Origin of the sequence: Streptomyces sp. NBC_00690 (genome assembly GCF_036226685.1) — a bacterium.
Classification (GTDB): domain Bacteria; phylum Actinomycetota; class Actinomycetes; order Streptomycetales; family Streptomycetaceae; genus Streptomyces.
The window spans coordinates 1,638,235-1,661,105 of the sequence record NZ_CP109009.1 but is presented as its reverse complement, the minus strand read 5'-3'; the positions used below and the strand labels follow the sequence as shown (position 1 = coordinate 1,661,105).

Genomic DNA, 22,871 nt, shown 5'->3' with positions numbered 1-22,871 from the left:
GGGCACTATGCTCAAACACCATCCCTGTTCGTCAGGTGAGGCAGAGACGCGCCACACCCCTGTGGCCTTCACCCTTGTGGCTGAGGCTAAGCTCAGTGAGTAACGTCAGCACGTTCCCACAGGAGGCCCCCGGGTGGAGGTCCAAGAGACCCGCGTTCAGACGGACCGGGTACTCACCATCCCCAACATCCTCAGCATGGCCCGTCTCGCCGGCGTACCGCTCTTCCTGTGGTTGATTCTCCGCCCCGAGTTCGGCGGGCCCAAGAGCGACGGCTGGGCACTGCTGGTGCTCATGCTGAGTGGGATCAGTGACTATCTCGACGGGAAACTGGCCCGCCGGTGGAACCAGGTCAGCAAGCTCGGCCGGCTCCTCGACCCCGCGGCGGACAGGTTGTACATCCTGTCCACTCTGGTCGGTCTTACCTGGCGTGAGATCCTCCCGCTGTGGCTCACAGCCGCCCTTTTGGCCCGTGAACTGATGCTCCTGGTGATGGTCGCAATCCTTCGACGGCACGGCTATCCACCACCGCAGGTGAACTTCCTCGGCAAGGCCGCGACCTTCAACCTGATGTACGCGTTTCCCTTGCTCCTGCTCAGTGACGGAACTGGATGGCTGGCGTCACTCGCTGCTATTTTCGGATGGGCCTTCGCCGGATGGGGTACAACTCTGTATTGGTGGGCAGGGATGCTGTATGTGGTCCAGGTCCGCCGCCTCGTCAAGGCGGACACAATGGCCGATTGACCTCGTCGATGCGGAGCCGTGCAGTGTGGCCGGCAGCGCATGACGCCAAGAGGGCCTCTTTGGACGAGTGAAGTCGGCTGACCGTCGTCTCTCAAGGAGGACGCTTCCGACATGAAGGCCGTCGTGATGGCCGGTGGCGAAGGCACCCGGCTTCGTCCCATGACTTCGAGCATGCCCAAGCCACTCCTACCGGTCGCCAACAGGCCGATCATGGAGCATGTGCTGAGGTTGCTGAAGCGGCACGGGCTTACCGAGACCGTAGTCACCGTGCAGTTCCTCGCATCGCTGGTGAAGAACTACTTCGGTGACGGAGAAGAGCTCGGAATGGAGCTCACCTACGCCAATGAAGAGAAGCCACTCGGCACCGCGGGCAGTGTGAAGAACGCCGAGGAAGCGCTGAAGGACGACGCATTCGTCGTCATTTCCGGTGATGCTCTCACCGACTTCGACCTCACCGACCTCATCGCTTTCCATAAAGAGAAAGGTGCATTGGTCACCGTTTGCTTGACCAGGGTTCCCAACCCTCTCGAATTCGGCATCACCATCGTCGATGAGGGTGGCAAGGTCGAGAGGTTCCTGGAGAAGCCGACCTGGGGGCAGGTGTTCTCTGACACGGTGAACACCGGGATCTACGTCATGGAGCCCGAGGTCTTCGACTATGTCGAGGCGGATGTTTCCGTCGACTGGTCCGGAGATGTCTTCCCGCAGCTCATGAAGGAAGGCAAGCCGATCTACGGCTATATCGCCGAGGGCTACTGGGAGGACGTCGGTACGCACGAGAGCTATGTGAAGGCCCAGGCCGATGTGCTGGAGGGCAAGGTCGACGTCGACATCGACGGCTTTGAGATCTCGCCGGGGGTCTGGGTGGCCGAAGGCGCCGAAGTCCATCCGGACGCGGTGCTCCGGGGACCTCTCTACATCGGTGACTACGCCAAGGTGGAAGCCGGCGTGGAGATCAGGGAGCACACCGTCGTCGGCTCCAACGTGGTCGTGAAGACCGGTGCGTTTCTTCACCGAGCCGTCATCCACGACAACGTCTACATCGGTGAACACTGCAATCTCCGAGGCTGTGTGATCGGCAAGAACACCGACATCATGCGAGCCGCTCGCATCGAGGACGGTGCGGTCATCGGCGATGAGTGTCTCGTCGGTGAAGAATCGATTGTCCAGGGCAATGTGCGGGTGTACCCGTTCAAGACGATCGAGGCCGGGGCCTTCGTCAACACCTCGGTGATCTGGGAGTCGCGCGGCCAGGCCCACCTCTTCGGAGCTAGGGGAGTCTCCGGAATCCTCAATGTGGAGATCACGCCTGAGCTGGCCGTCAGGTTGGCGGGTGCGTACGCCACCACGCTCAAGAAGGGGTCCACGGTCACGACCGCCCGTGACCACTCCCGGGGCGCGCGAGCGCTCAAGCGGGCCATGATCTCGGCCCTCCAGGCCAGCGCCATCGATGTGCGTGACCTGGAGAACGTGCCCCTTCCCGTGGCTCGGCAACAGACCGCACGCGGGAGCGCGGGCGGAATCATGATCCGTACGTCACCGGGTGTGCCCGAGTCGGTCGACATCATGTTTTTCGATGAACGCGGTGCCGATCTCTCCCAAGCCGGTCAACGCAAACTGGACCGGGTGTACGCACGGCAGGAGTACCGGCGGGCCTTCCCCGGCGAGATCGGGGACCTGCACTTCCCTGCGAGCGTCTTCGACTCGTACACCGGCTCCCTGTTGCGCAACGTGGACACCACGGGTGTCGCCGAGTCAGAGTTGAAGGTCGTCGTCGACGCCTCCAACGGCAGTTCGGGATTGGTCCTGCCCAGTCTGCTGGGCAGGCTGGGAGTCGATGCTCTGACCATCAACCCCGGGCTCAACGAGGCCAGGCCGACCGAGACGGCGGAGACACGCCGTGCCGGTCTGGTTCGTCTGGGAGAGATCGTGGCCTCCGCCAGGGCGGCCTTCGGCGTGCGGTTCGACCCCGTGGGAGAGCGGCTGTCCCTCGTCGACGAGCGCGGTCGGATCATCGAGGACGACCGTGCGTTGCTGGTCCTTCTCGACCTCGTCGCGGCCGAGCGGCGCAGCGGCCGGGTGGCCCTGCCCGTGACCACCACGCGGATCGCCGAGCAGGTGGCGGCGTACCACGGGACGCAGGTCGAGTGGACGACGACCTCACCCGACGACCTCACCAGGGTCGGTCGAGAGGACGCCACCATCTTCGGCGGGGACGGTCGGGGCGGCTTCATCGTGCCGGAGTTCAGCAGCGTGTTCGACGGGACGGCGGCCCTGGTGCGGCTGGTGGGGCTGGTGGCGCGCACACAGCTCACGCTGAGCCAGATCGATGCCCGCATCCCCCGTGCCCATGTCCTCAAGCGCGACGTCGCCACTCCCTGGGCGGTGAAGGGGCTCGTCATGCGACGGGTCGTCGAGGCTGCGGGTGAGCGGCACGTGGACACCACGGACGGGGTCCGGGTGGTCGAGACCGACGGCCGTTGGGTGATGGTGTTGCCCGATCCGTCGGAGGCCGTCACCCATCTGTGGGCCGAGGGTCCGGACGACGCCTCTGCCCAGGCGCTGCTCAACGAGTGGGCCGCGGTGGTGGACAGCGCAGGTCAGTAATGGTGTGACCGGTATGTCGGGGGCCGCGTCCGAGCGGCCCCCGACGCTTGCGTAGGGCCATTCGGCGGTAGCGCACATGACGTGCGACGATGTGCGGCATGTCGCAGCAGCCCCCGGTTCGGAGCACCGGCTCTCCACCCGTACGACCGGCACGTCCCGATGCCTCGATGTCGCTGCTGACGAACGTCATGGAGCACAGCCTCGACGAGGGATACGCGGAGGCCGCGGCCCGTCGGGAGGCGGACGGGCGACTGCCTCGGACTCTGCGGGCCAAGCTCGGACTGGCAGCAGGTCTAGTCCTCGCCGCCATGGTCGTGACCGTGGGTGCCGCAGAAGCTCGGATAGCGGCTCCGGTGGTGGCCAAGGAGCGCGAGGAGCTGATCGACCGCATCGACGAGGAGACGGCTGCCGCGAACGCACTGGAGCGGGGTGTCGACGAACTCCGTGACGAGGTGGGAGAGCGCCAACGGAAGGCGCTGAACACCAAGGGGGGCGAACAGGAGCAGTTGGTCGGACTGCTCGCGGGGTCGACCGATGTGGAGGGCCCCGGCATCAGTCTGGTCATCGATGACGCCAAGGACACCGCCCAGGGCGGTGGCGGCCCCCGTGAGAGCAGCGGCTTCAGCGATACGGGTCGGGTCCGCGACCGGGACATGCAGCGCATCGTCAACGGACTGTGGCAGTCCGGCGCGGAGGCCGTGGCGATCAACGGGCAGCGGCTGACCGCACTGTCCGCCATCAGGGCCGCCGGCGACGCCATACTGGTGGACAACAAGCCATTGGTGCCGCCCTACACGGTGCTTGCCGTGGGGGAGGGAAACCGGCTGAACACGACGTTCCAAGACAGTGCGGACGGCCTCTACCTCCACGCGCTGAAGGAGAACTTCAACATCCGCTTCACCATCTCCACCAAGGACAAGGTGCGCCTCCCGGCGGCACCGAGCCTGATCGTCCGCACAGCAGAGCCGAAGACCGCCGACGCCGAGGGCCGTGGGCAGGGGACGGTAGACACAGAGAAGGGCACATCGTGATCGCCGTACTGGGCCTCGTCGTGGGAGTCGTGGCCGGACTGCTGGTCCGGCCCGAAGTGCCGGCGGTGGTCGAGCCCTATCTACCGATCGCCGTCGTGGCGGCACTGGATGCCGTATTCGGTGGACTGCGGGCCATGCTCGACGGAATCTTCGTGGACAAGGTCTTCGTCGTGTCCTTCTTGTCGAACGTGGTGGTCGCCGCCCTGATCGTGTTCCTGGGTGACAAGCTCGGCGTGGGCGCGCAGCTGTCGACTGGTGTGGTGGTCGTCCTCGGCATCCGGATCTTCTCCAACGCCGCGGCGATCCGACGGCACGTGTTCCGGGCCTGAGGAATGAAGGGCGAAATGAACAGCAACCGCATGCCGCTGCCGGACGAATCGGGCGAGCCGTCGGGCGGTGAGGCCGGGGCGCCCCGCGCGCCGCGGGAACCCGTGGGGTTGACCGGCCGTCAGCGCCTGGTCGCCGGTCTGTGGCCGCCGAGGATCACCCGCGCCCAACTGACCGTGGCCGTCCTGCTGTTCGTGCTCGGCCTCGGGCTGGCGATCCAGGTGCGTTCGACCAACGACGACAGCGCGCTGCGCGGCGCGCGGCAAGAGGACCTGGTGCGGATCCTCGATGAGCTGGATGACCGCAACCAGCGCCTTGAGGACGAGAAGCGGCGCCTCGAAGCACAGCGCACGGAGTTGGAGAACAGCTCCGACCGCGCCGAAGAGGCCCGTAAGCAGACCCAGCAGAAGGAGCAGCAACTCGGCATCCTGGCCGGCACTGTTGCGGCGCAAGGGCCGGGGATCACACTCACGATCGAGGATTCTTCGGGTGCCGTGGAGCCCGATATGTTGCTCGACGCGATTCAGGAGCTCCGGGCTGCGGGGGCGGAGGCGATCCAGGTGAATGAGCACAGGGTGGTGGCGGGTTCCTATTTCACCGGGGCGGGTGGTGACATCGAGGTGGACGGGAACCGGATCGGCGCGCCTTACATCTTCAAGGTCATCGGCAAGCCGCAGGACCTGGAGCCGGCTCTAAACATCCCGGGCGGCGTGGTCCAGACATTGGAGAAGGAGCAGGCCATTGCCACGGTGGTCCGCTCGGAGAAGATCATCGTGGATAGCTTGCGGCCCGCGGAGCGGCCTGACTACGCTCGGTCGTCAGCCCAGTGAGGCGAGGTTGCATAAGGGGCTACCGGCCAGGGCAAGAGCTCGGCAGGGGTCGGCGCACGGAATATGTGCCGCGTGGTGGAAACTGTCGGACGGGTACGGACGTTGTGATGATGTCCGGGTCGGCAGGTGTGTTCATTGAGGGTTCGTCCTGCCCCACGGGCGGGTCTATTTCGGTCAAGGGGAATCGCCCGTGAAGTTGTTTGCGAAGTTGTTCGGCAAGAGCGGACGCGAGGATGGCGGAAACGCCAGGCATCGCGCTCGGCGTCGTGGCCAGGAGGAGGAGCAGAGCGCGGAGCGCCCGCTCTTCCGGGACGAGGTCGCGGGCTCGGGCGGTGGCGTTCCCGGTGGTCAGGGCGAGTCGGTTGACCCTGCCGGTGCCGGCCGCATAGGTTTCGGAGACTCATCGACCTCAAGTTCGGGTGGAGGGTTCCCCTCCGACCCGTATGCGACCAATCCCCGTGGGGGACAGCCGCGGCAGGAGGACACGTCCATGTCGGCCGTGACGGTTTGTACGAGGTGCGGGCACCGCAATGCGGCGTCGAGCAGATTCTGCTCCAACTGTGGTGCGCCCTTGCGCGGTGGGGCTCCGGCCGAGCGTCCGTCGGAGACGACGTCGACGATCTCCATCTCAGGCTTGGAGGCGTACGACTCCGAGGTCACCGGACAGACCCAGGTCCCGTCGCTCTCCCCCGAGGCGCAGGCCGCCGTCGACGCCCTCCCCTTCGGTTCGGCGCTGCTGGTGGTGCGTCGGGGTCCGAACTCGGGAAGCCGTTTTCTTCTCGACGGCGAGCTGACCACCGCGGGTCGTCATCCGCAGAGCGACATCTTCCTGGACGACGTGACCGTCTCCCGTCGTCATGTGGAGTTCCGTCGGGGTCCTGACGGAAGTTTCAGTGTTGCGGACGTCGGCAGCCTCAACGGAACCTACGTCAACCGCGAGCGGATCGACTCGGTCTATCTGGCCAACGGCGACGAGGTCCAGATCGGTAAGTACCGACTGGTCTTCTATGCGAACCAGCGGGGCGTGTAACCCGTCAGGGAAGGTCCATGCGAACACCGACGGGCGGTGCCGGTCGCGGCACCGCCACCGCGGGGGATCGGCTGATGAGCATCGGTACGGTGCTCGGTCAGCTGCGTGATGAGTTCCCCGAGGTCACCATCTCCAAGATTCGTTTCCTGGAAGCCGAAGGGCTGGTAGAGCCGCGTCGTACCCCATCCGGGTATCGCAAGTTCAGCCCCGAGGACCTGGAGCGGCTCGCGCAGATTCTGCGGATGCAGCGGGACCACTATCTTCCGCTGAAGGTCATCCGGGAGCATCTGGACGCGGTCGCCCGTGGTGAGCAGCAGCCGCTCCCCGCGCCCAGTGCGCAGCGGGAGCACCCCGACGCGGCCTGGGAGGCCCCCAGTGAGCCCCGTACGGCCGCCAGGGTGGGTCGGGCGGAGTTGCTGGCCGCTGCTGGGGTCAGTGAGCAGGAGCTCGCGGAGTGGGAGTCCTACGGGCTGCTTGCGCGGGATGGCGACGGAGGGTACGACGCCGAGGCCGTCACGGTGGCGCGGCTGGTCGTCGAGCTGGGCAGATTCGGTCTGGAGCCTCGACACCTTCGGGCCATGAAAGCCGCGGCGGACCGGGAGGCGTCCTTGGTCGAACAGGTGGTTGCACCCTTGCGGCGGCATCGCAACCCGCAGACCAGAGCCCATGCGGAGGCCACCGCGAACGAGCTGGCAACCCTGTCGGTACGGCTGCATGCGGCCCTGATGCGGGCGGCCCTCGGGGTACGTCTTGACTGATCTTGGACGTGCCCGACTACCCAAAGGGGTCGGGCACGTCCTAGGGTTGCTGTGTGAACGAGCTCGACGTTGTGGGTGTCCGGGTGGAAATGCCCTCCAACCAACCGATCGTGCTCCTGCGTGAAGTGGGAGGCGATCGGTACCTCCCCATCTGGATCGGTCCCGGGGAGGCGACCGCCATTGCTTTCGCCCAGCAGGGCATGGCCCCTGCCAGGCCGCTGACGCACGACCTGTTCAAGGACGTGCTGGAGGCGGTGGGGCAGGAACTCACCGAGGTCCGCATCACCGACCTGCGCGAAGGGGTCTTCTATGCGGAGCTGGTGTTCGCCAGCGGAGTCGAGGTGAGCGCGCGTCCGTCGGACGCCATAGCGCTCGCGCTGCGCACCGGTACGCCGATCTTCGGCAGTGACGGGGTGCTGGACGACGCGGGGATCGCCATTCCTGATGAGCAGGAGGACGAGGTGGAGAAGTTCCGCGAGTTCCTCGACCAGATCTCTCCGGAGGACTTCGGCACCAACAGTCAGTGACGGTTCGTTGCTGATGGTGTGCCCGTGAGTGGCGCTGCGGAAGCCTCTGCGCCTCTTGCGTGTTCTCGGTCCAGAGGGCACGTCAGCATGGCGTTTTGGGGCCATTCGAGTAGCCTTTCCCCGAATTGGGGCATGGGAAACCACTCTCAGGGTGATTATCACTCGGCGTGCCGAGTGTGGCGATCGTTGACGCACCCCTGGTGACTGCCTACCTTTCGAGTGGGCAGGTCAAGGAGGAGGTCGGCGTGAGAAGTAGCGGCGACGGTGCGGTTGGGGGCGCCCTCGGCCGACGTCTGGGGGAGAGCGGGCTGTTTCCGCTCCAGGAGAGTGCGTCGGAGTCATCGGCGGAGGAAATCGGCTATCGCGGGCCGACCGCATGTGCGGCGGCCGGAATCACCTATCGACAACTCGACTACTGGGCGCGCACCGGTCTGGTCGAGCCCAGTGTCCGTGCGTCCCATGGATCGGGGGCTCAGCGGCTCTACAGCTTCCGTGACGTGGTCACCCTGAAGATCGTCAAGCGTTTCCTGGACACGGGTGTGGCCCTTCAGAACATTCGCGCCGCCGTGCGGCACCTGCGTACCCGTGGCGTGGGCGATCTGGAGCGCATGACCTTGATGAGCGACGGAGCAACGGTCTACGAGTGCTCCTCGCCCGACGAGGTCGTCGACCTGCTCCAAGGTGGCCAGGGCATCTTCGGCATCGCCGTGGGCGTTGTGTGGCGCGATGTCGAGGCGGCCCTGTCACAGCTGCACGGGGAGCGGATCGACACGGGGGAGACCCTCGTCGGCAACCATCCGATGGATGAGTTGGCCCGGCGCAGACGGGACCGTGCGGTCTGATTCCGTCCGATCCGGGCGGCGGGCCGCGTAGCTTTCCGATGTCTTTCCGCTCGGGCGGCGGTGCTGTCCGACCTCGTTGTCACAGGCGTGAGGCAGCATCGGAGATGTGAGATCCGTTCCGACGATCCTCCATCTCGACATGGACGCCTTCTACGCGGCAGTGGAGCAGGCGGCCAAGCCCAGCCTGCGCGGAAAACCCGTGATCGTCGGCGGGCTCGGACCGCGCGGGGTGGTGGCGACCGCCTCGTACGAAGCCCGTCGCTTCGGGGTGCACTCGGCGATGCCCATGGCGTACGCCCGTCGGCTCGCTCCGAATGCCGCCTATCTGGTGCCCAGGTTCTCCCTCTACCGGGCGGTCAGCGAGCAGGTCATGGAGCTCTTGGGTCGACTGTCCCCCCTGGTGGAGCCCCTGAGCCTGGACGAGGCGTTCGTCGATCTGGAGGCGGGTGGATCCGCCGATGACGCGCGATCCGCGCGAGCCGCCGGTGAGGCGCTGCGCGCCGACATCCTCGCGGCGACCGGGCTCGCGGGTTCGGTCGGGCTCGCGGGCTCCAAGATGCTGGCGAAGATCGGGTCGGAGCAGGCCAAGCCCGACGGACTGGTCCTGATCGAGCCGGGCACCGAGCGCGAACTGCTCGCTCCTTTGCCGGTGCGGACCTTGCCCGGGGTGGGACCGGCCACCGGCGAGCATCTGCGGCGGGCGGGGATCACGATCTGCTCCGACCTCGCCGCGGCCGGGGAAGACGAACTGGTACGGCTGCTGGGCAAGGCGCACGGTTCGGCGATCCACCGGATGGCGCTGGGACACGACGATCGACCCGTGGTCGCCGAGCGGGACACGAAATCGGTCTCGGTGGAGGACACCTTCGATGTCGATCTCCACGACCGGACCAGGATCAGGGCCGAGGTGGAGCGGCTCGCCGAGCGCTGCGTACGGCGGTTGAGGTCGTCCGGACATTCGGGGCGCACCATCGTGCTGAAGGTCCGGCGCTATGACTTCTCGACACTCACCAGGTCGGAGACCCTACGCGGACCGACCGACGACCCGGTCGTGGTGCGGGAGGCCGCCGGTCGTCTCCTGGAAGGCGTGGACACGACGGGCGGGGTGCGGCTGCTGGGGGTGGGGGTGACCGGGCTCGCCGACTACACCCAGGAGGATCTGTTCGCGCAGGCGACCACGGCCCGGGAGGAGAGAGAGTCCGCGGGAGGTGAAACGGACGCGGACCCTCGTGGCGGTGGACGCGTTGAGGGGGCGGGTGGGAGCGTTCGCCCGCCGGATCGGGCGCCTTTCGAGCGGTCCGAGCAGGAAGGCGGGCGTTCGCCGGCTCCCGTACCGCCGGACGGGTCGCCCGTGCGGTCCTCCGGCGAGCAGTCCGGCAGCGGTGCGGCCCACAGATCGAGCTCCAGGGATGAGCGGGAGACGTCCCGAGGGCCCGGGCCTTCGGAAGCCGATGCTGTCCGGTCGGCGGGTGCGGTCGGCGGAGCTTCCCGACCTCCGGATGTCGGGGAGGGGGCGGCCAAGGGAGGCGTCCACGACGGCACGGCCGATTCGGGTGAGCGGGAGAGCGGGGTCGGTGCGTCCATGGAGACCGCAGGGGAGCCGGTGGGATCAGTGCTCGCCGAGCGTCGCTGGTCGGCCGGTCACGATGTGCACCACACCGAGTACGGGCCGGGATGGGTCCAGGGCAGTGGTCTGGGTCGAGTCACCGTGCGGTTCGAGCAGCCGGGTTCGCCTCCGGGGCGCGTGCGCACGTTCCGGGTGGACGATCCCGAGCTCATGCCGGCCGATCCGTTGCCCCTGGTCGGCGGCGGGCAGGCGGATGAGGGGAGCAGCGCAGGTCGGGCCGGTCAGGTGCCCTCGTCCTCGCGGCCGGCGATACGACCGAAGGAGCGGTCGGTCGAGGGCTCCTCCCCGGCTGGGGAGGGCGGGGGGGCTGGCGTCTCCGGTGCCGAGGACAGTTCGAGCCCGTAGTGGTGGTAGAGCTGGAGTTCCTGTTCGGGGGAGAGGTGCCTGCCCACACCGAAATCCGGTGCGTCCTTGATCAGCGAGCGCTCGTAGGGCACCCGCAGGACGTCGTCGGCGAAGGTGCTCGGCTCCAGCGGGACGAAGGCGTCCCTGCTGAAGAGTCCGGTGCGTACGGCCGCCCATTCGGGTGCACCGGTGGCGTCGTCGAGGTACACCTCGTCCACCGTTCCGATCTTGGCACCGTTGCGGTCGAACGCCTTGCGGCCGATCAGGCTGCGCGGATCGATATCGGTCTGCACGAGTCCTCCATATGTTGGCAAACTGCTCCATGGACCACTAAAAAACACGAAAGGGCACAAAGTCGGTGTCGGCCACTTGAGCGATTGCCGAGAAGACGCGCTGGTAGGCTGACTAGCGGCTGTTGACCCCGCGCGGGAGAGTCCACCGGAAGGACGACGGTGGCGCCGAAGGAGCAAATCCTCCCCGGAATCTCTCAGGCACCTGTACCGCGTGGACGAGGTCACTCTGGAAAGCAGGGCGGGCGTCGGACGGCATCCGCTCTCACCGACGGTGAAAGCCGGAACGCTGCTGTTCGGCGATCCGGTGAAACTCTCAGGTTGAGATGACAGAGGGGGAGGCCGTCCAGGGCATCCGTGTGATGCCCCTCGCAGGTCGCGTCAGACCAGGAGGCCTCCTACATGACCGCCAACCGCACTCCGCTCGCACAGCTGGAGCGAGGCACCCCCTTCGAGCAGCGCCACATCGGGCCGGACACCGCGGCCCAGGCCAAGATGTTGGCGCAGGTGGGATACGGCTCGCTGGACGAGCTGACCGCCGCTGCCGTCCCCGAGGTGATCAAGAGCACGGAGGCGCTCGCCCTGCCGGAGGGGCGGTCGGAGGCCGAGGTGCTGAGCGAACTGCGCTCCCTCGCCGAGCGCAACAAGGTGCTGGCGCCGATGATCGGTCTCGGCTACTACGGCACGTTCACCCCGCCGGTCATCCTCCGCAACGTGATGGAGAACCCCTCCTGGTACACCGCGTACACGCCGTACCAGCCCGAGATCTCCCAGGGGCGGCTCGAAGCCCTGTTGAACTTCCAGACCGTCGTCGCCGATCTGACCGGTCTGCCCACCTCGGGCGCCTCCCTGCTCGACGAGGGCACGGCAGCAGCCGAGGCGATGTCCCTGGCGCGGCGGGTGGGCAAGGTCAAGAACGGCGTCTTCCTGGTCGATGCCGACGTCCTGCCCCAGACCCTCGCGGTGATCCAGACCCGCGCAGAACCGACCGGTGTCGAGGTCGTCACCGCTGACCTCGGCAACGGCATCCCCGCAGCCATCGCCGAGCGCGGTGTCTTCGGCGTGCTCCTCCAGTACCCGGGTGCCTCCGGAGCCGTGCGCGACCTCGCGCCTGTCATCGAGCAGGCCCACGGCCTCGGTGCGATCGTCACCGTCGCCGCCGACCTCCTCGCGCTCACGCTGCTCACGCCTCCCGGCGAGATCGGCGCCGACATCGCCATCGGCACCACCCAGCGCTTCGGCGTCCCCATGGGCTTCGGCGGACCGCACGCCGGCTACATGGCCGTACGCGAGAAGTTCGCGCGCAGCCTGCCCGGACGGCTCGTCGGCGTCTCCGTCGACGCCGATGGCAACAAGGCGTACCGACTTGCCCTTCAGACCCGTGAGCAGCACATTCGCCGGGAGAAGGCCACCAGCAACATCTGTACCGCACAGGTGCTGCTGGCTGTGATGGCCGGTATGTACGCGGTGTACCACGGCCCGGACGGACTGCGGGCGATCGCCCACCGGACCCACCGGTATGCCACGCTCCTCGCCGCAGGGTTGGCGGCCGGCGGTGTCGAGATCGTCCACGATGCCTACTTCGACACCCTGACCGTGCGAGCCCCCGGCCGTGCGGGTGCCGTCGTCTCCGCTGCCCGCGAAGACGGGGTCAACCTGCACCTCGTCGACGAGTCGCACGTCTCCGTCGCCTGCGACGAGACCACCACCCGCGCCAACATCATCGCCGTGTGGGCCGCCTTCGGTGTCGAGGCGGACCTCGACGCCCTCGACGCCGTCGCCGAGGAAGCCCTGCCGCAGGCCCTGCTGCGCAGCGGCGATTTCCTCACCCACCCGGTGTTCCATGAGCACCGTTCCGAGACTGCGATGCTGCGCTACCTGCGGCGGCTCGCCGATCGTGACTACGCCCTGGATCGAGGCATGATCCCGCTCGGCTCCTGCACCATGAAGCTGAACGCCACCACCGAGATGGAGCCGGTGACCTGGCCCGAGTTCGGGCAGATCCACCCCTTCGCCCCCATCGAGCAGGCAGCCGGCTACCTCACGCTCATCCGTGAACTGGAGGAGCGCTTGGCCGAGGTAACCGGCTACGACAAGGTGTCCATCCAGCCCAATGCCGGTTCCCAGGGCGAACTGGCCGGACTGCTCGCGGTGCGCGCCTACCACCGGGCGAACGGCGACGAGCAGCGCACGGTCTGTCTGATCCCCTCCTCGGCGCACGGCACCAATGCGGCCAGCGCCGTGATGGCGGGCATGAAGGTTGTCGTGGTCAAGACCGCCGATGACGGAGAGATCGACGTCGCCGACCTCCGGGCCAAGATCGAGCAGTACCGCGACGAGCTCTCCGTGCTGATGATCACCTACCCCTCCACCCACGGGGTGTTCGAGGAGCACGTGGCCGACATCTGCGCGCAGGTCCATGCGGCGGGCGGTCAGGTGTACGTCGACGGCGCCAACCTGAATGCGCTGGTGGGGCTCGCCAAGCCCGGCGAGTTCGGCGGCGATGTGTCGCATCTGAACCTGCACAAGACCTTCTGCATCCCGCACGGCGGCGGTGGCCCCGGCGTAGGACCGGTCGCCGTGCGCTCCCACCTCGCTCCGTACCTCCCCAACCACCCGCTCCAGCCGAGCGCCGGACCCGAGACCGGAGTGGGTCCGATCTCAGCCGCGCCGTGGGGTTCGGCCGGAATCCTGCCGATCTCCTGGGCGTACGTGCGACTGATGGGTGGCGAGGGGCTCAAGCGCGCAACCCAGGTCGCCGTGCTCGCGGCCAACTACATCGCCAAGCGGCTGGAGCCGCACTACCCGGTGCTCTACACCGGGCCCGCGGGGCTCGTCGCGCATGAGTGCATCGTGGATCTGCGCCCGCTGTCGAAGGCGACCGGCGTCAGTGTCGACGACATCGCCAAGCGGCTGATCGACTACGGCTTCCACGCCCCGACGATGTCCTTCCCCGTCGCGGGCACCTTGATGATCGAGCCCACGGAGAGCGAGGACCTGAGCGAGATCGACCGCTTCTGCGCCGCGATGATCGCCATCCGCAGCGAGATCGAGAAGGTTGCGGCGGGCGAGTGGCCCGCTGACGACAACCCGCTGTGCAATGCCCCGCACACCGCGGCTGCTCTCGGCGGTGAGTGGGACCACGCCTACAGCCGTGACGAAGCGGTCTTTCCCGCGGGCGTGAGCACGGCGGACAAGTACTGGCCGCCGGTCCGCCGGATCGACGGTGCCTTCGGCGACCGGAACCTGGTCTGTTCCTGCCCGCCGCTGGACGAGTACGACGCCTGAGCCCGGCCCGGACAGGGTTCGGGGCCGGTACGGAGGGATTCCTCCGGCCGGCCCCGATGGTTCGGCGGGTACGGGCACGGCCAGCACACGTACTCGACGATGACGTTCGCGGCGTCGCTACCGCCGTGGGGGGGTGGACCCGACGGCGAATGCCGTCGGATGTACGGCGGGTCAGGCGGCCGTCCTCGACTGGCGCTGGGGTGCGATGATCTGGCCGTTCGGCAGCAGCTCACCGGTGTCCTCGAAGAGGAGCACGCCATTGCACAGCAGGCTCCAGCCCTGTTCGGGATGGTGCGCCACGAGACGCGCCGCGTCCCGATCGGCTGAGTCGGATGTCGGGCAGGGTGGCTGATGCTGGCACATGGGCGGGATCTTTCGCTCTGATGTGATGAGTGTCCTGCGGCTCGATGAGGAGTTCATGGCCGCCCCCGTATCTGTCGGTCCGTTCCCAGTGTTGCCCCACGGACGAGAATCCGCAGGGATTTCGCGGCACCTCGTCTTACTGGTTAAGGACGTATCACCCAGCCGGACGGTTCAGCCCAACTCCATTGTCCTTTCGGGTGGTTCAGGGGGGCCGGTACGGGCTAGTCCGGACGGGAGCAGAAAGCGCCCCGCGACCGAACGGTCACGGGGCGCTCACGATGGTTTCGGCCGTCCTGAAACGGAGATTCCGAGGCTTCAGGACAGAGCGATGCTTCGGGTCAGAGCGGTGTTCCGGGTCAGGCCGGCGATCCCAGCAGAGGTGGAGCTGTGAGCCTCAGGGTCATCACCGGAAGGAGGTCGCAGACCTGGTGCGCTCGGTGGGCCGCGATCCCCGGTGGCGCAGGGGCCAGCGGGACCAGGATGTCCGTGGGGCGGAGCGCACCTGACGAGGCATCCGCGTTGATGTCTCCGTGCAGCCAGAGCGTGAGCATGTACAGCGCGGGAATGGAGAGCAGCCTCGGCTGGAACGGATGGTGGAGTGAATCCGCCTGTTGGAGCGCCCGTTCGGTCGAGGTGATGTAGGGGCCTTCGAAGAAGTGCGAGAACGCCCAGCCGTCCGGGGTGAGTCGCGTCTCCGCAGCGGCGACGTACCCCTCGTGGGCGCGGATCAGTACCCGCCATCCGGTGAGACGGGTACCCGGGGTGGGTGAGTTCGGGTCGATCTGGTCGAGTACGTGGACGGGAAGTGGTGACTCGGGGCTCACCGGTCCCTGGACGGACCGGAGAGCAGGGGTGCGATCCTCGTTGACGGCGGCGGGGGAGCCGAGTGCCGCGAGGACGCTGCGTAGGACAGGCGCGGGAGCCGGGAGGGCATGCAGCGGCATGGTGGGTCGCCTCTCACTTTGGGGAGACACGGCGGAGCATGGGAGGTGCGGACAGCGCTGTCGGCGTGCGGAGCCAGAGGGGCTAGGGGTCAGAGGGGGAACAGGGGCCGTAGGGCACCCGGTGCCAACTCTCTGCCTCGATTACGGAGTTTATACGACACGTGTTCATACAGTGATTCCGCTAGCGCCTGTGCGTATCGTCAGCAAGGCGCTTCCAGGACTGTTTCCTTGGAGGAATCCGCAGGTTTTTCGCTGGGAAATCCGCCGGGCCTGGGCATTCTCCGGGATGGCGGTAGGCCGAAAAACGGCAGTCATTGTGTCCGGCACCGGGTAACGATAGGTGCGTACAACACCATCCCGAGATGCTGAACCGAGAGGCGACCCACGTCACACTACCGGTCCCCGAGCGACATGGCCGCGTTATAGATCAGTCAGTCTGGGCATTATCGTCCGAGACGCGAGCGACGGATGCCGCGCGGTGCCCAGTCGAGGAAGGACGCTTCGATGGGGGAGAAGGTCGTGGCCGGCGGTTTTGAGCTCTCCGATCGTCATGAGTACCGGCGAAAGCTCCAACAGTGCCTGGCGGGGCTGGGGCGACTGCTCGACGAGCAACGGTTCGACCGGCCCAAGAATCTGATGGGTCTGGAGATAGAGCTGAATCTCGTCGGTTCGGACGGTCTGCCGCGGATGATGAATGCGGAGGTGCTCGAACGCATCGCCAGTCAGGATTTCCAGACCGAGCTGGGAATGTTCAACCTGGAAGTCAACATCGTGCCCCACCGTCTCGGTGGCCGGGTCCTCGACCAGCTCGCCGAAGAACTGCGGACGGGACTCGCGTACGCACATCGAAAGGCTGACGAGGTCGGCGCCGGGATCGTGATGATCGGCATCCTTCCCACGCTCGCACAGGACGACCTGGTGTCCGCGAACCTCTCGGACGTCCGGCGCTACACGATGCTCAACGAGCAGATCGTCACCGCGCGGGGCGAGGCGTTCGAGCTCGACATCGATGGAGTCGAGCATCTGACCTGCACCTCTGCCTCCATTGCGCCCGAAGCTGCCTGTACATCGGTGCAATTGCACCTTCAAGTGACCCCGGGCCGTTTCGCGGATGTGTGGAACGCGGCTCAGGCAGTGGCAGCAATACAGATCGCGGTCGGCGCCAATTCGCCCTTTCTCTTCGGCAAGGAACTCTGGCGAGAATCGAGGCCGCCGCTCTTCCAACAGGCCACCGACACCCGGCCGCCCGAACTGCAGGCCCAGGGAGTACGACCCCGGACCTGGTTCGGTGAGCGCTGGGTGAGTTCGGCCTATGAGCTCTTCGAGGAGAACCTGCGCTACTTTCCGGCGCTCCTGCCGATCTGTGACGACGAAGAGGACCCGTTGCGGGTCATCGACGAAGGTGGCGTACCAAAACTCCAGGAACTCGTCCTCCACAACGGCACGGTCTATCGCTGGAACCGTCCGGTCTACTCGGTCGCGGACGGGGTTCCCCACCTGCGGGTGGAGAACCGCGTACTGCCCGCGGGACCCACGGTCACCGATGTGATCGCCAATGCCGCCTTCTACTACGGACTGGTTCGCGCGCTGTCCGAGGAGTCCCGTCCGGTGTGGACCCGCCTGCCGTTCGCCACCGCGGCGGAGAACTTCGACACCGCGTGCCGCCAGGGCATCGAAGCCACGGTGCAGTGGCCGAGGCCGGGGCGTGGCGGCGGAATCGCGGAGGTTCCCGTCGTCACGCTCGTCCGCGATGAGTTGCTACCGCTGGCCGCCGCCGGGCTGGACGCCTGGGGCATCGAGCCCGCCGATCGGGACCTCTACCTCGGAGTGATCGAGGAGCGGTGCAGGCGAAGGGTGAACGGTGCGTCCTGGCAGGCCGACACCTTCCACCGAGCGCTGGACGCGGGGCTCGGCCGGGACTCGGCGTTCGCGGCGACCACCCGCCGCTACAGCGAGTTGATGCACCTGGGCGAGCCCGTCCACACCTGGCCCGTCGGCTTTCCGGGGCAGGGCCGCTGACCAGGTTCTCCCGGGGCTGCCCGGATCAGTCCCGATCGACGTCGAGGGAGCGGCCGACGGCCGTGATCGCCTTCAGGATCGCCCCTTGGATGTCGGCCGGGTCGCTGACCTGGTAGCCGGCGCCACCCGTCACCTGGGCGATCTTATCCAGCTCTCCTTGGTCGGCCGATGTCCCGACGGCGATGGCGATCAGCGGCACCGGGCGTCTGTCGTCCCTGACCTCCTTGAGCTTGGCGAGCAGCGTGCTCCGGGAGATGCTGAACCGGTCCTGGTTGGCCCCATCGGTCACCACGATCAGCGCATTGAACTTGCCGGGCACATGGCCCGCCTGGGCCGACTTGTAGGCGGCGAGCGTGGAGTCGTACAGCCCGGTCGCGCCGTCCGGTACCGGCTTCAGCGCCTGGAACGCCGCCGAGAGCTGGGTCCGCTGGGTGCGTTCACCGCGCACGAGTGCGCCGAGCCTGGCGGTCGGAACCAGTTCGCGATAGTCGTGGGGGCCGTTGAGACCGGTGGCGAACTCCCAGAGCCCGATCTCGTCCTCCTGGCTGAACTGGTCGACCACGCGCAACAGGGAGGCTTTGGTGGCTTCGAGCCGTGTCTCGCTGCGGCCGGGTACCGGTGACTGCATCGATCCCGAGACATCGACGACCGTCGTCAGTCGGGCGCTGCGCACCGTGATGGTCCACATGCCCAACATCTCCTGGAGCAGGTCCCGTGAGATCTGGTCGGCGCCCGTGACCTGGCGGGCGTAGGGCTGCGGTGGTCTTCCGCCCGCCGTGTGCACCAGAACTCCCGGGGCCTCGCCCCTCGGCGGGCGGAATCCGTGGGCGGCGAGGTCGCGCAACGAGGCGGCATCGCCCAGGAGCGCCCCGAACCGTGTCGCCGCCCGTCCCTCGTCCACGGTCAAGTCGTTCACGTCGACCAGGTGGTAGGGGTAGTCGAGCCGGAGCGCGCGGTCCGTCGGATAGAAGAGGTCGAGGTCGTCCTTGTCGCCGGCGGAGAAGTTGTGGGTGAAGGCGGCCTGCTCGGACAGGAACACCGCTTCGTTGCGCGAGCTGCCGGGCGCGGAGAGCGTACGCAGGATCTGGGAATCCGCGGGGGCCAGCCGTTGGGCGAGCAACCGGGCGGTGGCGGCGATCCTGGCATCGGCGTCCGGAAGGCCAGGTCGTGGCGTCCGGTCCGCTTCGGCTGGGAGGCTCTGGGCCCCTTCGCGCGGTGGAGATGGGCTGGGCAGGGGTTGCTTCGGCCCCTTCGTGGCGCTGGGTTTCGGCTTCGGCTCTGCGGAGCGCTTGGCCGAGGGCGAGGAAGCGGGCTCCTTCGGCTCGGGCTCCGTCGATTCGGGCGCCGTGCCGGGTTCGTCGGGCAGGGGCCGGTCGGTGCCGTTGCGCTCCTCCCAGGTGCGATCGCCGCTCTCGCGGGCGTAGGAGGCCGCGACGCCGGCGAGGGCCAGCAGACCGGTGGCGCTGTGGGTGGGATCGGCGGTGCCCAGATGTACGGATTCCGAGGCGGTCGTGGCCGTCGCCAACTGTGCCCAGGTGTAGGTCTTGCCGGGCCATCCCAGCCAACTGCCTGCCGAGCGGTCCGTGGCCACGCCAATCGGTGACACGGCGACCTCGCCCGCCATCTGTAGCGGTACACCGCGGCTGGACGCGTCGGCCTGGTGGGCCCAGATCTTCGAGTCGGGGAGCCAGACCTCGTACTCGGACTCACTGCGATGGTCGGACAGTTCCGTTGCGACCTGGTAGTTCTCGCGGGCCTTCACCCGGACGTCCATGCACTGGCCGTCGGAGGTGATCTTCTCCTTGTGGACCCGGTCGGCCGCGGCTCGGACGACGGGCGCGATGTCGGGGGAGACGGCGACGTCCAGTCGTACGGCGGACTCTTCGCAGGAGCGGCCGAACGGAGGCAGTCCGCTGTAGGCGGCGACGCCCGTACCCGCCGCGAGTGTCAGAACGAGCGCGGTGGCCATCAGCACCCGACGGTGTCGGGAGCGAGGTCCCGCGCCGCCCGTGCCGCCGGCCCCGGAATCGGGCAGGGTGTGACGTTCCATGCGATGGTGCCCTCCTTGAATGATGAACAAGGAAATGGCGCGGCGTCACATGGTGACGCAGACCCCCCGGCCTGTCGCGATCTTCGTACTCGCATTCGAGACCCTAGCGGGGTGAGGATGCGGATGAGGCTGGAATGAATAACTGGAGGCACGTGTGCACATGGAGGCGGGACGAGTGGCTGAGACATTGCCCCAAGAGGTCGTGTCACCCAAGATCCTGAAGTCCGAGATGCTCCTGGTGCTCGCGCTGTCGCTCGGGGCCAGTGCCGTGTCGTCCCTGATCAGTTTTGTCGGCTCGCTCACCAAACCGGGCGACCTCAAGGACCAGGCCGCGACGTTGAACGGGTCCTACGCGCCCGGGCGCCCCTGGCTCGACCTCTCCTGGCAACTCTTCGGCATCGCCACGGCCCTGGTGCCGGTCCTGCTCGTCGCGCACTTCCTGGTGCGCGAGCGCGCGGGACTGGCGGTCATCGGCTTCGATCGGCGCAAACCATGGTTCGACCTCGGAAGGGGAACCCTCCTTGCAGCCGGGATCGGAACTGCCGGGCTGGCGTTCTACCTGGTGGCACGCGCGGCGGGATTCAACCTCACCGTGGTGCCCGAGTCACTGCCCGAGGTGTGGTGGAAGTTCCCCGTACTGATCCTCTCCGCGCTCCAGAACTCGATCGTGGAAGAGGTGATCGTCGTCGGGTACCTGCTGCGCAGGCTCGATCAGCTGGGCTGGCCCCCGATGGCCTCGCTCATCACCAGTTCGGTGCTCCGCGGTTCGTACCACCTCTACCAGGGCATCGGCGGCTTCATCGGCAACATGGTCATGGGAGTGGTCTTCGTGCTGCTCTACCGGCGCTGGGGCAGGGTCGGGCCCCTGGTCGTGGCCCATGCCCTGCTCGACATCGTCGCCTTCGTCGGATACGCACTCCTGGCGGGACGGGTGGACTGGCTGCCCACGCCGTGACCGCCCGGCCAAGTGCGTTCGTCATGGTCAGGGGGCGATGAGCAGTTCGCCGTCGATGACGGTGTACGAACGACCGGTCAGCAGGGTCCGCTCGCCGCGCAGCGAGGTGCGTACCAGTCCCGAGCGGGCGGACGCCTGGAGGCCGGTCAGATCGGTCCGTCCCAGGCGCGCGGACCACAACGGGGCCAGGGCCGTGTGGGCACTGCCGGTCACTGGGTCCTCGTCGATGCCCATCCGGGGGAAGAAGCAGCGGGACACGAAGTCGTAGTCACCTTCGGCCTCCTGGCCCCGTTGCGCGCTCGAACGCCCGGCCGCAGCCGTGGCGATGATGCCGCGTTCTGCGAAGGCGGCGAGCGCGGGGATGTCCGGGGTGAGGCCGCGCACGGTGTCCTCATCGGTCAACTCGACCACCAGATCGCCGATGTGCGCGGCGGTGTCGTACGCGGCGAGCACCGGGGCGCCCAGGGCCTTCGCCACGCCATCGGGTACGGCCACCGGGGTCAACGAGGACGTGGGGAAGTCGAGGGTGATGGTGCCGTCCTCGTGGACGGTGGCGGAGAGGATGCCGCACCGGGCGGCGAAGCGCACGGTGCCCGAGACGGCTCCCGTGGAGTGCAGCACATGCGCAGCGGCGAGGGTGGCGTGGCCACACATGTCCACCTCGGTCGTCGGCGTGAACCAGCGCAGCGCCCAGTCCGCCTCCCCACCGGGCGGGAGGGGATGCACGAAGGCCGTCTCCGACAGATTGACCTCGGCGGCGACCTGCTGGAGCCAGGACGCCTCGGGGAATCCGGGGGCTCCGGGGCCGTCCTCGGCATCGAGGACGAGGACCCCGGCGGGGTTTCCGGTGAAGGGGCGGTGGGCGAAGGCGTCGACGATTCTGATGCGCATGGGCCGACGGTAGCCGTTGGGGGAAGCCGCAGGACAAGGCCAATTCGATGGTGCTGGACCTGCTGGGCGGCTGTCTCGAAAGAGGGGACGGGATCAGTCGATGCAGAACTCGTTGTCCTCGATGTCGAGCATCGGGATGCACGAATCGTTGCCGTCGTAGAGCGTTTGCACATGTACCGCGCCGAGCGGGACCAATCGTGCGCGTTCGGCCTCAAGTACGGCGAGGCGCTCCTCACCCACGAGTCCGGTGCCGACCCGCACATCGAGATGCACCCGGTTCTTGGCTGCCTTCCCCTCGGGGACGCGCTGGAAGTAGAGCCGCGGGCCCTCCCCCGAGGGATCGATGCACGCGAACCAAGAATCCCGCTCCTCAGGTGGCTGCGAGCCCCAGAAGCCATCCCAGGTGGCGAACCCCTCCGGCGGTGGCGGTACGACGTATCCCAACACCTCGCACCAGAAACGAGCGAGGCGTTCGGGTTCTGCGCAGTCGAAGGTGACTTGGAACTTCTTGATCGATGTCATCGGCCCACCCTAGGGGCGTGTGCCGCACACCGAAATCCCACGTGTCCACGGCGGGCGGGGTCGAGGTCCTGCGCGACATGAGCAGCGTCAACGGGTCGGCTGGCCTGCGGCGACGTGCGAGTCGGACCGGATCACCTGAGGTTGGGGCCCTTCGCATGCGGCAGGACGCACGCCGATCGTCGAGTAGTGCCTTGTCGTTCGCGTTATTCCGATATATCGTTGATGCATCACGACAGGTTGACGATGGAAGGAGCGTAGCGATGCGTTCACATGGACAGGAACATGAGCATGGTCATGGTCACTGCGGGCCCGGACATCAAGGGCGAGGCGGATCCGATGGGCGCCGGGGGGCGTTCGGTTCGTTCGGGCCGCCGTTCGGTGCGCCCTTCGGTGGGGGCGGGCGTGGCCGCGGAGGCGGCGGCAGGGGTAGGGCCAGGCGGGGCGATGTGCGCGCCTCCATCCTGGCGCTGCTGAAGGATCGCCCGATGCACGGGTACGAGATGATCCAGGAGATCGGCGAGCGCAGCGGTGGCGCCTGGAAGCCCAGCCCCGGCTCCGTCTACCCGACCCTTCAGCTACTGGAGGACGAGGGGCTCATCAGCAGCGCGAGCGAAGGCGGGAAGAAGCGGTTCACGCTGACCGACTCCGGTCGCACCGAGGCCGAGAGCGGTCCGGACGCGCCCTGGGAAGAGGCCGGGCGCGGCGTCGACTGGGACACCGTCAACGAGATCCGCCAGGCTGGTTGGGGGCTGATGGAAGCCTTCGGTCAGGTGTGGAAGACGGGGAGTCCCGAACAGCGGCAGAAGGCCGTCGAGGTCATCAATGAGTCGCGCAAGAAGCTCTATCTGATCCTCGCCGACGAACACTGAACGATCGAGTTCCG

The 22,871-nt window shown here is 67.4% G+C and carries 19 protein-coding genes, 1 pseudogene and 1 riboswitch; of the genes and pseudogenes, 14 read left to right on the top strand and 6 right to left on the bottom strand.

Translation table 11 applies throughout. The annotated features are described in order from the left end of the window. Window positions 1-133 precede the first annotated feature (133 nt). From OID54_RS07285 to OID54_RS07240, 10 genes and pseudogenes are all read left to right on the top strand, one after another. The gene (locus tag OID54_RS07285) at window positions 134-742 is read left to right on the top strand and encodes a CDP-alcohol phosphatidyltransferase family protein (protein WP_329015658.1); all 609 of its coding nucleotides are present in this window, start codon (window positions 134-136) and stop codon (window positions 740-742) included. A 111-nt stretch (window positions 743-853) separates the two neighbouring features. After that, window positions 854-3,349, top strand: coding sequence for a mannose-1-phosphate guanyltransferase (locus tag OID54_RS07280; RefSeq protein ID WP_329015655.1), 2,496 nt, complete (start codon window positions 854-856; stop codon window positions 3,347-3,349). Between the two features lie 98 nt (window positions 3,350-3,447). Continuing rightward, window positions 3,448-4,380 carry a DUF881 domain-containing protein gene (locus OID54_RS07275; RefSeq protein WP_329015652.1) on the top strand — a complete coding sequence of 311 codons (933 nt, stop codon included), beginning with the start codon at window positions 3,448-3,450 and terminating at the stop codon, window positions 4,378-4,380. After that, window positions 4,377-4,709 carry a small basic family protein gene (locus tag OID54_RS07270; protein ID WP_006376801.1) on the top strand — a complete coding sequence of 111 codons (333 nt, stop codon included), beginning with the start codon at window positions 4,377-4,379 and terminating at the stop codon, window positions 4,707-4,709. Before OID54_RS07275 ends, OID54_RS07270 begins: the two co-directional genes overlap by 4 nt. 15 nt (window positions 4,710-4,724) lie before the next feature. Beyond that, window positions 4,725-5,537, top strand: a complete 813-nt coding sequence (locus OID54_RS07265; RefSeq protein ID WP_329015649.1) for a DUF881 domain-containing protein — start codon at window positions 4,725-4,727, stop codon at window positions 5,535-5,537. Between the two features lie 148 nt (window positions 5,538-5,685). Next, a complete protein-coding gene (locus OID54_RS07260) occupies window positions 5,686-6,567 on the top strand; it encodes an FHA domain-containing protein (protein WP_329027316.1) in 882 nt (293 codons plus the stop codon). 17 nt (window positions 6,568-6,584) lie between these two features. Further along, window positions 6,585-7,325, top strand: a complete 741-nt coding sequence (gene ftsR / locus OID54_RS07255; protein ID WP_329015646.1) for a transcriptional regulator FtsR — start codon at window positions 6,585-6,587, stop codon at window positions 7,323-7,325. A gap of 53 nt (window positions 7,326-7,378) precedes the next feature. Continuing rightward, window positions 7,379-7,852 (top strand): bifunctional nuclease family protein, encoded by a 474-nt coding sequence (locus OID54_RS07250; RefSeq protein WP_005475662.1) that lies wholly within the window; start codon window positions 7,379-7,381, stop codon window positions 7,850-7,852. Window positions 7,853-8,145: 293 nt separating this feature from the next. Beyond that, window positions 8,146-8,694 (top strand): MerR family transcriptional regulator, encoded by a 549-nt coding sequence (locus tag OID54_RS07245; RefSeq protein WP_443055759.1) that lies wholly within the window; start codon window positions 8,146-8,148, stop codon window positions 8,692-8,694. A gap of 106 nt (window positions 8,695-8,800) precedes the next feature. Beyond that, window positions 8,801-9,931 (top strand): annotated as a pseudogene (locus tag OID54_RS07240) (DNA polymerase IV); the annotation flags it as partial. Between the two features lie 611 nt (window positions 9,932-10,542). Here the strand turns inward: OID54_RS07240 and OID54_RS07235 are convergent. Next, entirely contained in the window at window positions 10,543-10,959 is a 417-nt protein-coding gene (locus OID54_RS07235) for a PRC-barrel domain-containing protein (RefSeq protein ID WP_329015640.1), read from the bottom strand. A gap of 123 nt (window positions 10,960-11,082) precedes the next feature. Further along, window positions 11,083-11,179, top strand: a riboswitch (glycine riboswitch). 179 nt (window positions 11,180-11,358) lie between these two features. Between OID54_RS07235 and gcvP the strand changes: the two genes are divergently transcribed. Continuing rightward, window positions 11,359-14,244, top strand: coding sequence for an aminomethyl-transferring glycine dehydrogenase (gene gcvP / locus OID54_RS07230; protein ID WP_329015638.1), 2,886 nt, complete (start codon window positions 11,359-11,361; stop codon window positions 14,242-14,244). Window positions 14,245-14,415: 171 nt separating this feature from the next. On the opposite strand, the gene OID54_RS07225 is transcribed toward gcvP, so the two are convergent. Then, window positions 14,416-14,607 carry a DUF5999 family protein gene (locus OID54_RS07225; RefSeq protein WP_329015635.1) on the bottom strand — a complete coding sequence of 64 codons (192 nt, stop codon included), beginning with the start codon at window positions 14,605-14,607 and terminating at the stop codon, window positions 14,416-14,418. 356 nt (window positions 14,608-14,963) lie between these two features. Then, window positions 14,964-15,551, bottom strand: coding sequence for a hypothetical protein (locus OID54_RS07220; protein WP_329015633.1), 588 nt, complete (start codon window positions 15,549-15,551; stop codon window positions 14,964-14,966). A gap of 504 nt (window positions 15,552-16,055) precedes the next feature. On the opposite strand from OID54_RS07220, the gene OID54_RS07215 reads away from it, so the two are divergent. After that, on the top strand, window positions 16,056-17,570 hold the full coding sequence (locus OID54_RS07215) for a glutamate-cysteine ligase family protein (RefSeq protein WP_329015630.1): 1,515 nt from the start codon (window positions 16,056-16,058) through the stop codon (window positions 17,568-17,570). 25 nt (window positions 17,571-17,595) lie between these two features. On the opposite strand, the gene OID54_RS07210 is transcribed toward OID54_RS07215, so the two are convergent. After that, a complete protein-coding gene (locus OID54_RS07210; protein ID WP_329015627.1) occupies window positions 17,596-19,620 on the bottom strand; it encodes a substrate-binding domain-containing protein in 2,025 nt (674 codons plus the stop codon). Window positions 19,621-19,780: 160 nt separating this feature from the next. Between OID54_RS07210 and OID54_RS07205 the strand changes: the two genes are divergently transcribed. Next, the gene (locus OID54_RS07205) at window positions 19,781-20,575 is read left to right on the top strand and encodes a CPBP family intramembrane glutamic endopeptidase (RefSeq protein ID WP_329015624.1); all 795 of its coding nucleotides are present in this window, start codon (window positions 19,781-19,783) and stop codon (window positions 20,573-20,575) included. 27 nt (window positions 20,576-20,602) lie between these two features. Here OID54_RS07205 and OID54_RS07200 read toward each other — a convergent pair whose 3' ends face one another. Both OID54_RS07200 and OID54_RS07195 read right to left on the bottom strand, forming a co-directional pair. Continuing rightward, window positions 20,603-21,466: a PhzF family phenazine biosynthesis protein gene (locus tag OID54_RS07200; protein WP_329015621.1), complete on the bottom strand. Its 864-nt coding sequence runs from the start codon at window positions 21,464-21,466 to the stop codon at window positions 20,603-20,605. Window positions 21,467-21,559: 93 nt separating this feature from the next. Beyond that, window positions 21,560-21,988, bottom strand: coding sequence for a VOC family protein (locus OID54_RS07195; protein WP_329015618.1), 429 nt, complete (start codon window positions 21,986-21,988; stop codon window positions 21,560-21,562). A gap of 260 nt (window positions 21,989-22,248) precedes the next feature. Here OID54_RS07195 and OID54_RS07190 point away from each other — a divergent pair, with 260 nt between their 5' ends. After that, entirely contained in the window at window positions 22,249-22,857 is a 609-nt protein-coding gene (locus OID54_RS07190) for a PadR family transcriptional regulator (RefSeq protein WP_329015616.1), read from the top strand. Window positions 22,858-22,871 lie beyond the last annotated feature (14 nt).

Bases quoted from the DNA above. Each gene is read 5' to 3' on its own strand.
- OID54_RS07190 (WP_329015616.1), top strand. From the start codon at position 22,249: ATGCGTTCACATGGACAGGAACATGAGCATGGTCATGGTCACTGCGGG.
- OID54_RS07220 (WP_329015633.1), bottom strand. From the start codon at position 15,551: ATGCCGCTGCATGCCCTCCCGGCTCCCGCGCCTGTCCTACGCAGCGTC.
- OID54_RS07225 (WP_329015635.1), bottom strand. From the start codon at position 14,607: ATGTGCCAGCATCAGCCACCCTGCCCGACATCCGACTCAGCCGATCGG.
- OID54_RS07265 (WP_329015649.1), top strand. From the start codon at position 4,725: ATGAACAGCAACCGCATGCCGCTGCCGGACGAATCGGGCGAGCCGTCG.
- OID54_RS07280 (WP_329015655.1), top strand. From the start codon at position 854: ATGAAGGCCGTCGTGATGGCCGGTGGCGAAGGCACCCGGCTTCGTCCC.
- OID54_RS07215 (WP_329015630.1), top strand. From the start codon at position 16,056: ATGGGGGAGAAGGTCGTGGCCGGCGGTTTTGAGCTCTCCGATCGTCAT.
- OID54_RS07275 (WP_329015652.1), top strand. From the start codon at position 3,448: ATGTCGCAGCAGCCCCCGGTTCGGAGCACCGGCTCTCCACCCGTACGA.
- OID54_RS07205 (WP_329015624.1), top strand. From the start codon at position 19,781: ATGGAGGCGGGACGAGTGGCTGAGACATTGCCCCAAGAGGTCGTGTCA.
- OID54_RS07210 (WP_329015627.1), bottom strand. From the start codon at position 19,620: ATGGAACGTCACACCCTGCCCGATTCCGGGGCCGGCGGCACGGGCGGC.
- ftsR (WP_329015646.1), top strand. From the start codon at position 6,585: ATGCGAACACCGACGGGCGGTGCCGGTCGCGGCACCGCCACCGCGGGG.
- gcvP (WP_329015638.1), top strand. From the start codon at position 11,359: ATGACCGCCAACCGCACTCCGCTCGCACAGCTGGAGCGAGGCACCCCC.
- OID54_RS07200 (WP_329015621.1), bottom strand. From the start codon at position 21,466: ATGCGCATCAGAATCGTCGACGCCTTCGCCCACCGCCCCTTCACCGGA.
- OID54_RS07195 (WP_329015618.1), bottom strand. From the start codon at position 21,988: ATGACATCGATCAAGAAGTTCCAAGTCACCTTCGACTGCGCAGAACCC.